Source organism: Gallibacterium genomosp. 1, from assembly GCF_001678575.1.
Taxonomy (GTDB): Bacteria; Pseudomonadota; Gammaproteobacteria; order Enterobacterales; family Pasteurellaceae; genus Gallibacterium.
On the sequence record NZ_JTJP01000033.1, the window covers coordinates 20,539 to 32,336 of the forward strand.

The 11,798-nt window shown below is 39.9% G+C and carries 13 protein-coding genes; 8 read left to right on the forward strand and 5 right to left on the reverse strand.

Translation table 11 applies throughout. The features are described from left to right. Position 1: 1 nt before the first annotated feature. From QV04_RS06705 to manA, 3 genes are all read left to right on the forward strand, one after another. Positions 2–838: a PTS mannose transporter subunit IID gene (locus QV04_RS06705; RefSeq protein WP_039082749.1), complete on the forward strand. Its 837-nt coding sequence runs from the start codon at positions 2–4 to the stop codon at positions 836–838. Between the two features lie 110 nt (positions 839–948). Further along, positions 949–1,434 (forward strand): YobD family protein, encoded by a 486-nt coding sequence (locus QV04_RS06710; RefSeq protein WP_065230835.1) that lies wholly within the window; start codon positions 949–951, stop codon positions 1,432–1,434. A 3-nt stretch (positions 1,435–1,437) separates the two neighbouring features. Beyond that, positions 1,438–2,634, forward strand: a complete 1,197-nt coding sequence (manA, locus tag QV04_RS06715; RefSeq protein WP_065230834.1) for a mannose-6-phosphate isomerase, class I — start codon at positions 1,438–1,440, stop codon at positions 2,632–2,634. Positions 2,635–2,696: 62 nt separating this feature from the next. Here manA and QV04_RS06720 read toward each other — a convergent pair whose 3' ends face one another. Both QV04_RS06720 and QV04_RS06725 read right to left on the reverse strand, forming a co-directional pair. Continuing rightward, positions 2,697–3,896 (reverse strand): low temperature requirement protein A, encoded by a 1,200-nt coding sequence (locus QV04_RS06720; protein ID WP_065230833.1) that lies wholly within the window; start codon positions 3,894–3,896, stop codon positions 2,697–2,699. 3 nt (positions 3,897–3,899) lie between these two features. Next, positions 3,900–4,259 (reverse strand): winged helix-turn-helix transcriptional regulator, encoded by a 360-nt coding sequence (locus tag QV04_RS06725; protein WP_039134678.1) that lies wholly within the window; start codon positions 4,257–4,259, stop codon positions 3,900–3,902. Positions 4,260–4,498: 239 nt separating this feature from the next. Here QV04_RS06725 and QV04_RS06730 point away from each other — a divergent pair, with 239 nt between their 5' ends. The 3 genes from QV04_RS06730 to QV04_RS06740 are packed head-to-tail and all read left to right on the forward strand — an operon-like array spanning position 4,499 to position 6,239. Then, on the forward strand, positions 4,499–4,729 hold the full coding sequence (locus tag QV04_RS06730; protein ID WP_039134675.1) for a DUF896 domain-containing protein: 231 nt from the start codon (positions 4,499–4,501) through the stop codon (positions 4,727–4,729). Positions 4,730–4,759: 30 nt separating this feature from the next. Continuing rightward, positions 4,760–5,632, forward strand: coding sequence for a pirin family protein (locus QV04_RS06735; protein ID WP_197494807.1), 873 nt, complete (start codon positions 4,760–4,762; stop codon positions 5,630–5,632). Positions 5,633–5,681: 49 nt separating this feature from the next. Then, positions 5,682–6,239, forward strand: a complete 558-nt coding sequence (locus tag QV04_RS06740; protein WP_065230832.1) for a hemerythrin domain-containing protein — start codon at positions 5,682–5,684, stop codon at positions 6,237–6,239. Positions 6,240–6,284: 45 nt separating this feature from the next. Here QV04_RS06740 and QV04_RS06745 read toward each other — a convergent pair whose 3' ends face one another. Continuing rightward, a complete protein-coding gene (locus QV04_RS06745) occupies positions 6,285–6,629 on the reverse strand; it encodes a DMT family protein (RefSeq protein WP_065230831.1) in 345 nt (114 codons plus the stop codon). Positions 6,630–6,750: 121 nt separating this feature from the next. After that, complete coding sequence (locus tag QV04_RS06750; protein WP_065230830.1) at positions 6,751–8,118, reverse strand: GntP family permease; 1,368 nt, start codon at positions 8,116–8,118, stop codon at positions 6,751–6,753. A 337-nt stretch (positions 8,119–8,455) separates the two neighbouring features. Here QV04_RS06750 and QV04_RS06755 point away from each other — a divergent pair, with 337 nt between their 5' ends. After that, complete coding sequence (locus QV04_RS06755) at positions 8,456–8,983, forward strand: gluconokinase (RefSeq protein ID WP_065230829.1); 528 nt, start codon at positions 8,456–8,458, stop codon at positions 8,981–8,983. 10 nt (positions 8,984–8,993) lie between these two features. Beyond that, complete coding sequence (edd, locus tag QV04_RS06760; RefSeq protein ID WP_065230828.1) at positions 8,994–10,793, forward strand: phosphogluconate dehydratase; 1,800 nt, start codon at positions 8,994–8,996, stop codon at positions 10,791–10,793. A gap of 55 nt (positions 10,794–10,848) precedes the next feature. On the opposite strand, the gene QV04_RS06765 is transcribed toward edd, so the two are convergent. Continuing rightward, positions 10,849–11,766 (reverse strand): EamA family transporter, encoded by a 918-nt coding sequence (locus tag QV04_RS06765; protein ID WP_065230827.1) that lies wholly within the window; start codon positions 11,764–11,766, stop codon positions 10,849–10,851. Between the last annotated feature and the right edge of the window lie 32 nt (positions 11,767–11,798).

Consider the following 11,798-nt stretch of genomic DNA (forward strand, 5'->3'; position numbering starts at 1 on the left):
GATGACAACTGAAACTAAAAAAGTAACCCAAAGCGATTTAAATAAAGTCGTACTTCGTTCAAATCTTTTCCAAGGATCTTGGAACTTTGAGCGTATGCAAGCGTTAGGTTTTGCATTTTCAATGGTGCCGGTGATTAAACGTTTATATCCTGATCCGAATTCTCAAGAGCGTAAAGATGCGATTAAACGTCATTTGGAATTCTTCAATACACAACCTTTCGTAGCAGCACCGGTATTAGGTGTAACTATTGCGATGGAAGAAGAACGTGCTAATGGTAAGCCGATTGAAGATTCAGCAATCAACGGGATTAAGGTTGGTTTAATGGGACCATTGGCAGGTGTGGGTGATCCGATTTATTGGGGAACTGCACGTCCGGTATTTGCCGCATTAGGGGCAGGTTTGGCATTAAGCGGTAGTATTTTAGGGCCATTACTCTTTTTCGTATTATTTAACCTAGTTCGTTTGGCAACTCGTTACTATGGTGTAACGTATGGCTATAAAAAAGGTTTGGATGTGGTTAAAGATATGAGTGGCGGTTTATTGCAAAAATTAACCGAAGGAGCTTCTATTCTTGGTCTGTTTATTATGGGAGCGTTGGTGCAGAAATGGACAACTATTAATGTGCCACTCGTAGTTTCTACTATTGAAAAACAAGATGGAACTATTGAAATTACCACTGTTCAGTCAATACTCGACAGCTTAATGCCGGGATTATTACCGTTGCTGTTTACCTTTGCCTGTATGTGGTTATTGCGTAACCGTGTAAACGCACTTTGGATCATTATCGGCATTTTCATTATCGGTATTATTGGCGCAGCCACTGGAATTTTAGGCTAATCGATAAAGGTGGGCAGTTGTCCACCTTATCACTATTCGGCGGAAGTGGGCTTTGCCCACTTTCTGTTTAGATAAATAATAAATTTCTGTTAGAACGGATAGAAATAGCTATGTTGATTAACGCCATATTATTCACTTTGATTATTCTCTACTTTCTGTTCGCCATTTATGATCAATTCTTAATGGCGAAGTGCTATGGCAAAACAGCACTGAAAATACGACTATTGCGTAGACAGAAAATCGAAGGGTTGGTAATGCTGGGGCTGATTTGGTTATCTGTTTATCAGGCAGTGCCACGGGGGCTTGAGCAAATGACAATTTACTTATTAGTAATGTTGTCAATTTTATTGATTTATCACTTTTTTGTGCGTTATCCAGTATTTTTACTAAAACAAGATGGCTTTTTTTTAAATAATATTTATATTCCCTATCAACATATTAATGCGATAAATATCAGTGAAAATGGCTTTTTACAAATAGTTTTAAAAAATGATAAAGCCTTACCGGTTTACATTGAGAATGTTGATGATATTGCCACTGTTTTACAGTTTTTAGTGCAAAGCGGAAGAATTACCCAGCCGATTGGAGGAAAATAAATTATGTTTTATCGCCTAAACGGAAAGGCACAACACTATATTTGGGGTGGAAAAACCTTTATTCCGCAATTATTACAACAACAGCCGGATCAACAAATTTATGCAGAATGGTGGCTCGGTACGCATCCAAGTGCCGTTTCCAGTATCGAAGTGAACGGACAGCAACAAGGGCTTGATCATTATATTGCTGCGCATCCGGCGGTGTTAGGTGAAAAATCGCAACAGCAATTCGGTGATAGATTGCCTTATCTATTGAAGATATTGGATGTGGTCAAACCTTTGTCTATTCAGCTGCACCCAACCAAAAAAGAGGCGGAACAAGGTTTTGCACGCGAAAATGCACAAGGCATTGATCTGAAAGATCCGAAACGCAGTTATAAAGATGACAACCATAAACCGGAAATGATGATTGCGTTATCTGATTTTTGGTTATTACACGGCTTCAAAAGCAAAAGTGCGATTTTAAAGACCCTGTATGCACGACCGTCTTTGGTGGTTTTAGCGGAAAAATTGGAACAACAATCTTTAAAAGATTTTTATGCAGAGGTAATGCAGTCCTCACAAACACAATTAGCACAATGGCTATTGCCGATTATTCAGCATAATCAAGCGGCATATCACAATAACGAATTAACGCTCGATAATCCGGATTATTGGCTGTTATATGCTTTGGAAGCGATGGCGATTTCCGTAGATAAACTGGATGCCGGCTTGTTAAGTTTCTACTTAATGAACATTGTTTATCTGAAAAAGGGGGAAGGCATTTTCCAAGATGCCGGTATTCCGCACGCCTATTTACGCGGACAGAATATCGAATTAATGGCGAGTTCCGATAATGTGATTCGTGGTGGTTTAACGCCGAAATATGTTGATATTCCGGAACTGTTAAAAATTGTCGATTGCACAGAAATTGTGCCAAAGGTGATTGCAGCGGCAAGCAAAGAGAATGGTTACAGCACTTATCAAACACCAAGTCGAGATTTTGCGTTAAGTAATATTAACTTTGCTGCCGATTATCAATGCAACTTGAAGTCGGAAAGTGCAGAAATTTTGTTGGTAATGCAAGGCGAAATCAGCTTACACAATGCGCAGCAACAACTTACCTTAACGCAAGGGCAATCTGCTTTTATTGACGCAAACACCGCTTATAGCATCTCAGGGCTAAGCAGTGGTTATGCCATTATCGCGAAATTGCCTTAAAGACTAGAAATAATGCGTGAAGCAAACTCACGCATTATTGATAACTTGGTTTGGCATTGGGATTATTGATCGCCTTTTTGATGGATTAAAATCATCACCACCGGTGCGATCACAGTGAACCAGATTGCCCACACCAGATCCAGACCACAATAAACGGCGTCAATGGCGAGGAATGTCGCCATAATACCTAACCAGTAACTAATCAAATTATAGTGCCGTTGTTCGCTTAAGCGGCGGCGGATAAAGGTGAGTGAGGTTAAATAAACGGCGATTGCGGTGGTTAAGGTTGCCATCGCAAACAGCGGTGATACAGGGTGTTCAGCGGCAGTGGTGCTGTTTAATTGCGTAACGGTATCCGCCACCAATTCCAATGCCGAACCGACAGCGGCTAAGGCGATAAAGACAAAATAATGACCATAGCCGAAGAAAAACGCCGCTTTGAACGTGCGCCGTTGTTCTAATAATTGTGCAAACGGCATTTTAAAATAGAGCCACCAAAGTGAGAACATAATGGCAGAAATGCCTAAACCGAGCGGCAAGGCTTCGGTCAGCAATGAAATTTCGCTACGCAATAATGGCGTGATGGCGTTGGTAATGCCGAGCAAGCCTTCACCAAGCAGAATAATCGCCAATAAGCCATAACGTTCCGCAATGTGATGCGGATGCCAACTGGTTGCCTCTTTTCGTTCTGCCCACAAAGGCACAGAGAGTTCAATCAGCATCATTAACGGCAGCAGATAATAGGCATAATCGGTTAAGACGAACACGACAATCGCCCATAAAATTTGGGTGATAATCAAACCGTAGCCATAACGTTGGCAGGTTGCTTTTCGGGTTGGATCATTCTTTGCCGCTCTGAACCACTGATAGGCTTGCGCTAAACGCATAATCACAAAGCCCCATAACATATTTTTCATTGAACCGTTATGAAACACTTCATTAATGCTGACGGCTAAAATCAATGCCCCGAACATTTGCACCATAGTCACGATACGATAGGCAGTATCATCGGTATCGTAGGCGGAGGCAAACCAAGTGAAATTCATCCACGCCCACCACACGGTGAAGAAGCAAAAAGAGAAAGTAGCCACCCCTTGCAGTAGGTGATGGGCGGCGAGTGCGTGATGCAAACCGCTTGCCGTGGCAGCGATAGCGATCACAAATACCAGATCAAAATATAACTCTAACGGCGTGGCGACACGGTGATGTTGTTGATGGTCGCGCGCCACCATCGGTTTTGTAGCAAGATAACGTTTTATCATAAATTAATTTTCCTGTTGATGGCGTTGTAGGCAGGTTTTTTCATATTTGTTTCCCCATTTGTGCATTGCTTTAATCACCGGCAGTAGGGTTTGCCCAAATTCTGTCAGTGAATATTCCACTTTCGGCGGAATTTCCGGATAAACCTCACGATGCAAAATGCCGTCATTTTCCATTTCTCTCAGTTGCAATGTCAGCATTCGCTGCGTGATATTCGGAATCAATCGGCGCAATTCATTGAAACGTTGCGTCCCTTGGAAAAGGTGATACAGAATAATCACTTTCCATTTGCCACCGATAATCTCCAGAGTGGTATTTACCGGGCATTGTTGATGTTCGGTAATATTTTTGTCTGTCGCTTGCATTGTTTCCTCTGCTTGTCTGAAAAAAACGGCGTTATTATAGCGAAAAAATTTTATAAAAAAAGTCCATTTATTTTTCATATTAATTTTAAAAATAACAGTTTTGTTTTTATAACTATATGAAAATTAATAAATTATTTTAATTTAAAGGTATAAAAAATGTGTGTACTTACGAAAAATAAATTAAGTTTGTATAATGCACCGCATAAATTCAAGGGATGAAATGATAAAGGAGGGTAATAATGCAAATTTCAGAATTGGATAGAATTAATCAGTTAGCACATAAAGCAAAGAATGAAGGTTTAACAGTGGATGAAATTTCAGAAAGAGAAATGTTACGCCAACGTTATTTAGAGAAAATCCGTGGACAGCTAACTAATATTTTGGCAACAGTTACGGTGGTGGATAGCGAAGGTAATGATATTACGCCACAGAAATTACGTTTAGCGCAACGCAACGGAATGATGATTTAAACAGAGAATGAAAGAATAAAGGATAGCAAAATGAGAAAAGTTAAAAATATTTATCAAGAAAATCAAGCACATTGGGTCGGAGATGGCTTTTTGGTTCAACCGTTATTCAGTCATATGGGGGAAGATCGTGGAACAAATCCGTTTTTGATGTTGGATTATGCCGCACCACAATATTATGAACCGAACAGCCAGACACCTCGTGGCGTGGGGCAACATCCGCATAAAGGTTTTGAAACGGTAACGATCGCTTATCAAGGGGAAGTGGAACATCGTGATTCTAGCGGTGGTGGCGGTGTGATTAAAGCTGGTGATGTACAATGGATGACAGCTGGTGCTGGAATTATTCATCAAGAATTTCATTCTGAAGCCTTTAGTCGTCAAGGCGGAATGTTTGAGATGGTACAGCTTTGGGTAAATTTACCACGTAAGGATAAAAATGTACCAGCACATTATCAACATCTTGCTAAGGAAAATATTCCAGTAGTGGCGTTTGCAGATAATGCAGGTTATGCACGGATTATTGCTGGAGATTTTGCAGGTACACAAGGAGCGGCTAAAACCTATACTAAGATGAATGTGTGGGATATGGTGATTAATGCCGGACGTGAAGTTGAGATTGAAATACCGGAAAGCCAATCTCTCTCTATGGTGGTTTTGCGTGGTAAAGCGATCTTTAATCATAACGAGCAGGCGAGTGCCGGACAGTTAGTCAATTTTGAGAGAAGTGCCGGCAAAGTAACCATTACCGCCGCAGATGAAGAGCTGAAAATTCTGCTGTTAGCAGGGGAACCGATTGAAGAACCTGTTGTAGGTTATGGTCCGTTTGTGATGAACTCTTTTGAAGAGATTCGCCAAGCAGTGAACGATTTTAATGCCGGTAAATTCGGTCAAATTGAAAATTGATAAAATGGGTGGTTGCTAAGGCATCCGCCCTGAATAAGGAGAAAAAACGATGCTTTATAAACCATCTCATCCAAACAGTTTATTGCAAGATGAACAACTTTTTCTATTCCAGCAATTTCCACCTGAAAAATGGCAGATGTTGCCGAGTTTTAGCGGTGCTGCTGGTTGGTTAGGAATGCACGATAGCTTACGTTTCGGACAAGGAATGTTAGATCATCTAGGACAGCAATATTTGGATCAGCACTTAGATTGGGAAACGTTCCGGCAACGGTTATTGCACGAAGCCTATTTGCATTACGGCCATTTGGACGGACATCATCGTTTAGAGGATGATGAACATTTTCCTAAAATGCGCTTGCAGCAGCCTAAGTTAGCTACCGGTTTCGATCTGTTGGAAAACGATCATCAGCAGATTGCCGAACGGTTAAGTGAAGTCAATCGTGATCTGTTACGTTTACGGCAAACACCCGTACCGCAAACGCAGCAAAAATGGGTCGAGCAGCTGATCAATAATATTAAACAGAGCGGTGAGTTGCTTTATCGTCATCTTGCGGATGAAGAAGATTTGGTGATTCCGTTATTAGCTCTACAACAAGAAGCAAACTAAATAAAATAAATTATTTTATAAAAAACAGCCATTAAACGGCTGTTTTTAACTTCTGAATACAAAATAGACGCAACCTAACAGACAAAGCCCAGCCCAGATATAATCCAATTTAAATGGTTGTTTAAAGAACCAAATCAGAAATGGCACAAAAACAAGCAATGTAATCACTTCTTGTGTAATTTTCATTTGTCCGAAAGAGAAACCTTGTGCTGCGAGATAACGTGTTGCCGGAATCATAAAACTGTATTCCAACAATGCGATAAACCAACCAAAAATTATAGCTTGCCAAATTGGCGCATTATGTAGAAATTTTAAATGACTATACCAAGCTAATGTCATAAAACAGTTAGAAATTACTAAAAGTAATAATGGGAATATGTACGAAAACATATCATACCTGTGAAATCAAATACGGAAATAAGCGATGCATTTTACGCTTTTTTTGATGGCTGAAAAGTGGGAATCAAGAAAAAAGTTGGGCATATCGCCCAACTGTGAATGATTGATAAACTTAGAGAAAAATGCTGGCGATAGCTACGATTATAAAACCGATAACACCCAACAATGTTTCCAAAACAGTCCAAGTCTTAAAGGTAGTTTTGGTGTCCATCTCTAAGAAACGACTGATTAACCAGAAGCCGGAGTCATTAACGTGAGATAACACAGTTGCACCGGAAGCGATGGAGATCACGATAAAACAGAGATCGAATTGACTTAATCCGGGCGTTGCGGCAATAGTTGGTGCCATAAGAGCAGCGGTAGTGGTTAATGCTACGGTTGCAGAACCTTGAGCAACGCGTAAACAGGCTGAAATTACAAATGCGGCTACAATAACAGGCAAACCGGTATTGGATAAAGTAGATGCTAACACATCGCCGATACCGCTGGCACGCAATACGCCACCGAACATACCACCAGCACCTGTTACCAATACTATTGAGCAGATTGGCCCTAATGCACTGTCGCAAAGTTTTTCAATTTGCTCCTTAGTACGTTGACCTTTTAATAACATAATAGCAACCAATAATGTGATTAATAAAGCAACAGGAGTTTTCCCTAACATTCTGAGAATTTCAACCCAAGTTTGTGAGCCATCAATTACTTTGATGGTACTTAAAGTATTTAACCCTGTATCTAAGAAAATTAAACAGAGCGGTAATAGCAAGATAAATAAAACTTTTCTAAAGCTTGGTACTTCAGAATTTACAGTTTCAGCAACCACATTTTTACTTAAAAAGGTGGTTGGTAATGCAACGTGAATACGTTTACCGATAAATTGAGAATAGAGATAAGCACCGATATACCAAGTTGGGATAGCAGTAAGCAAACCAATAATCACTAATAGCCCCATATTTACACCAAGTAACTCACCGGAAGCTACCGGACCTGGATGTGGTGGTAGAAAAGCGTGCATTACAGCAAAAGCGCCGGCTGCAGGAAAAGCATATTTTAAAGTAGAATCACCAAAGCGTTTTGCCACACTAAAAATAATTGGCAACATTACAACTAATCCGGCATCGAAAAAGATTGGAAAACCGAAAAGCAGTGATGTTACGCCTAGCGCTAATGGTGCGCGTTTTTCGCCGAAAATTTTGATTAAGGTATCTGCTAGTACTTTTGCACCACCGGTGATTTCTAATAAACGACCAATCATTGCACCTAAACCTACCAATAGAGCGACAGAGGCTAAGGTGTTACCGAAACCACTCAGCATTGTCGGAACGATTTTGGTATAAGGCGTACCGGTAACAAGAGCAGTTAAGAGACTGACCAATGTTAAGGACACAAAAGCGTGAACTTTAAAACGTATAATTAAGATTAATAAAGCAATAATTGCACCAAGTGCAATTAAAAGCAGTGTAGTTGCATCGTGAGCCATAGAATTCTCCCTAAAAAAGACTAAACATTTTAATTATTTTATATGTTACCGATAACAATAAAATTGTAAAAACAATTTTTCCTAAAATGAGATCTAGATCTCATTTTTTGGCATAATTTCGTTTTTTAGAATATAAAATAATCAATATAAATGGTTTTTAATAAAAAATGACTTAAATCAAAGAAAAATAATTTCAGTTATTGACGAAATAGGTAATATAGATTTAATCTTTAATTGTTACCGATAACATTTAATTCTAAATTTTATAGTGTATTTGGGGTAAGTGGTTATCGTAGATGGATTTTAGTAAGAATTGATTGTTTCTAGGGGAATGAAAATGACAGCACAAAAAGGAAAAAGTTTTATCTTAATGGGGGTTTCGAGTACAGGAAAAACAAGTATTGGTACGGCAATTAGTCAGCAATTAGGACTGAAATTAATTGATGGAGATGATCTACATCCACGTGCCAATATCATCAAAATGCGCGATGGACACCCTTTGAATGATGAAGATCGCGCTCCTTGGTTGGAGCGTATTCGAGATGCTGCATTCAGTCTGGAACAAAAATCTGAACGAGGCATTATTATCTGTTCCGCTTTGAAGAAGAAATATCGCGATCAAATCCGACAGGGCAATGAAGATGTGAAATTTATTTTTCTGGAGGGCGATTTTGATTTAGTGTTATCAAGAATGAAACAACGCCAAGGTCATTATATGAAAGTGGATATGTTGAAAAGTCAATTTGCAACATTGGAAACGCCACAAGCCGATGAAACGGATGTGATTCACATTGATATTAATGCACCTTTTGAACAGGTAGTAGATCGTTGTGCTACTGCTATTAAGCCATTTTTAGCTGAATAGGTGGTGCAGTATGAATTCTGTTATTGCTCAAGTAACTAAACGAATTGCGGAACGCAGTCGACACACACGAGAACGTTATTTAGCCCGTATTGAACATCAGTTGCAACGAGGAAAAAGTCGCTCCCATCTTAGTTGTGGTAATTTAGCACATACAGTAGCAACCTGTTGTCCTGCACAGAAACAGACAATTTTGGATTTTACAAAAATCAATGTGGGAATTGTTTCTGCTTATAACGATATGTTGAGTGCACATTCACCTTATCTTGAGTATCCAACACAAATCAAACAGATATTAGAACAAATGGGGCATTCTGCTCAGGTAGCGGCAGGCGTGCCGGCAATGTGTGACGGTATTACGCAAGGACAGGAGGGAATGGATCTTTCATTGTTTTCTCGAGATCTCATAGCTCAAAGTACAGTGATTGGTTTAAGTCATAATACTTTCGATGCCACATTGTTATTAGGTATTTGCGATAAAATTGCACCGGGACAATTAATGGGGGCATTGTCTTATGGTCATTTGCCGACAGCATTTGTGCCGACTGGTCCAATGACAACTGGAATATCAAATAAGGAAAAAGTTGCTATTCGTCAGCAGTATGCAGCTGGAAAGTTAGGTAAAGAAGCGTTACAGCAGATGGAAAATGCTGCTTATCATAGCAACGGAACTTGTACGTTTTATGGTACGGCAAATACTAATCAGCTTGTGTTTGAGGCGATGGGATTAATGTTGCCGGGTGCAGCATTTGTGCCGGTGAACAGCCCGATGCGACCGTTGTTAACAGAAATGGTTAGCCGTCATATGGTGAAAATCAGTCAAAGTAGTAGTGATTTTAGACCGCTCGCGAAAGTTTTAGATGAGAAAAGTTTGGTCAATGGTTTAGTGGCATTATTGGCTTCGGGCGGAAGTACAAATCACACAATGCATATGATTGCTGTAGCGAAGGCGGCAGGTTTTATTCTGAATTGGGATGATTTTTCTGATTTGTCGAATGCTGTACCACTTTTGGCTAAAATTTATCCAAACGGATCGGCAGATGTAAACCAATTTCATCAAGCAGGTGGAGTGCCGTTATTGCTGAAACTTCTGGCAGAACAGGGATTATTGCATTTAGATGCTACACCGATTTATGGTTCAATGCAGGATTATTTTACTATGCCGACCTTACAACAAGGGAAATTAGTTTATCAGGAAGTGGAACAGACTTCAGATAAAGATGTGATTGCAGAGAAAGGAAAAGTGTTCAGTACACAAGGTGGGCTAAAGGTAGTTTCCGGTAATCTTGGGCGAGGTGTGATTAAAATCAGTGCGGTACAACCGGAAAAACGCCGATTAACCGCACCAGCTATGGTGTTTGAATCTCAACAAGACGTTGTGAACGCTTATCAACAAGGAAAATTGACACAAGACGCAGTGATTGTGGTGCGTAACAGCGGACCGGCGGCAAGAGGAATGCCGGAATTGCACCAGTTAATGCCGATTTTAGGCAATTTAATGGAACAAGGGTTAAAAGTGGCGTTGGTGACGGATGGGCGTTTGTCCGGAGCATCGGGGAAAGTGCCTTCAATCATCCATCTAACACCTGAATCAGTTAAGGGAGGGGCGCTGGCTTATGTGCAAAATGGCGATCTGTTGGAAATTGATGCAGAACATGGACACTTAAACTGTTTAACTGATTTAAGTGAACGTCAAGCAGTGAAGATTGATTTGAGTGCGGAGTATCAATATTCCGGACGGGAGTTGTTTAAACTGTTCAGACAAAACATCAGCTCGGCGGAAGAGGGGGCGACCATTTTCAATGATATGTAAGTCGCAAGGACGTAAACATTGAGGAGGTTGGTAGCGATACCAACCTCTCTTTTTTTTAATGTCTAAAATGGTGATGGCGACCGCCGAAGAAACGTAAAATTTCTTTCCCTGAAACGGTTAAGACAATCGCAGAAAGGATCGCGATGATGCCGAATAAAATCCGCACAGTCATCTGTTCGTGGAATACTAAAACGCCGACTAGTAGCGCCGTAATCGGTTCTAATGCGCCGATAATGGAAGCGGTGGTTGAACCGATCATTTGAATAGACTGATTCATCAACACCAAAGAAAGCACGGTCGGAACAATCGCTAAGCCAATGATATTAATAAAAAATTGTGACGAATTATTTACTTGCAAATGTGTGCCGAAATCCAAACGGAGGAAAAACACCAATGCACTGAAGAGCAAGCCGTAAAAAGTTAATTTAATGATTGGCAGATTATGCAAAGGTGATTTTTCAACTGCAATAATATAAATGGCGTAAGTCAAGGCTGAAATAAAGACAAGCAAGACACCAAATGGATTAAGACTGGTACCATCATTGTCTTGGTATAGCATAGATACGCCAAAAATTACGAGCGTAATTGCAAGCATAGTGATTAAATTAATACGTTCCTTGAAGAACATTATCATCATCACTGCTACTAATAATGGATAGATAAATAAAATAGTTGATGCAATACCGGCTTCAATCAATTGATAACTCATAAAGAGAGTAAGTGATGAAATGGCAAACATTACCCCAACGAAAATAACAGAAATCAACTCTACTTTAGTGAGTGAAAAAGATATTTTTTGTTGCCGCATAATAAATGCAAGGATCAAGCTGGCAACACTAAAACGATAGAATAATACGGAGTCGGGAGATAACCCTAATTCATATAAAGGCAGTGTAAATAAAGGGTTTAATCCATAAAAGCTGGCACCGATACAACCAAAGATAAACCCTTTAGAAACAAGTTTTGAGATCATTTTTAAACACACATAAATTAGAATGCGCGTAT

Bases quoted from the DNA above. Each gene is read 5' to 3' on its own strand.
- QV04_RS06750 (WP_065230830.1), bottom strand. From the start codon at position 8,118: ATGGCTCACGATGCAACTACACTGCTTTTAATTGCACTTGGTGCAATT.
- QV04_RS06755 (WP_065230829.1), top strand. From the start codon at position 8,456: ATGACAGCACAAAAAGGAAAAAGTTTTATCTTAATGGGGGTTTCGAGT.
- QV04_RS06740 (WP_065230832.1), top strand. From the start codon at position 5,682: ATGCTTTATAAACCATCTCATCCAAACAGTTTATTGCAAGATGAACAA.
- QV04_RS06710 (WP_065230835.1), top strand. From the start codon at position 949: ATGTTGATTAACGCCATATTATTCACTTTGATTATTCTCTACTTTCTG.
- QV04_RS06705 (WP_039082749.1), top strand. From the start codon at position 2: ATGACAACTGAAACTAAAAAAGTAACCCAAAGCGATTTAAATAAAGTC.
- edd (WP_065230828.1), top strand. From the start codon at position 8,994: ATGAATTCTGTTATTGCTCAAGTAACTAAACGAATTGCGGAACGCAGT.
- manA (WP_065230834.1), top strand. From the start codon at position 1,438: ATGTTTTATCGCCTAAACGGAAAGGCACAACACTATATTTGGGGTGGA.
- QV04_RS06735 (WP_197494807.1), top strand. From the start codon at position 4,760: ATGAGAAAAGTTAAAAATATTTATCAAGAAAATCAAGCACATTGGGTC.
- QV04_RS06720 (WP_065230833.1), bottom strand. From the start codon at position 3,896: ATGATAAAACGTTATCTTGCTACAAAACCGATGGTGGCGCGCGACCAT.
- QV04_RS06745 (WP_065230831.1), bottom strand. From the start codon at position 6,629: ATGTTTTCGTACATATTCCCATTATTACTTTTAGTAATTTCTAACTGT.
- QV04_RS06730 (WP_039134675.1), top strand. From the start codon at position 4,499: ATGCAAATTTCAGAATTGGATAGAATTAATCAGTTAGCACATAAAGCA.
- QV04_RS06725 (WP_039134678.1), bottom strand. From the start codon at position 4,259: ATGCAAGCGACAGACAAAAATATTACCGAACATCAACAATGCCCGGTA.
- QV04_RS06765 (WP_065230827.1), bottom strand. From the start codon at position 11,766: ATGATCTCAAAACTTGTTTCTAAAGGGTTTATCTTTGGTTGTATCGGT.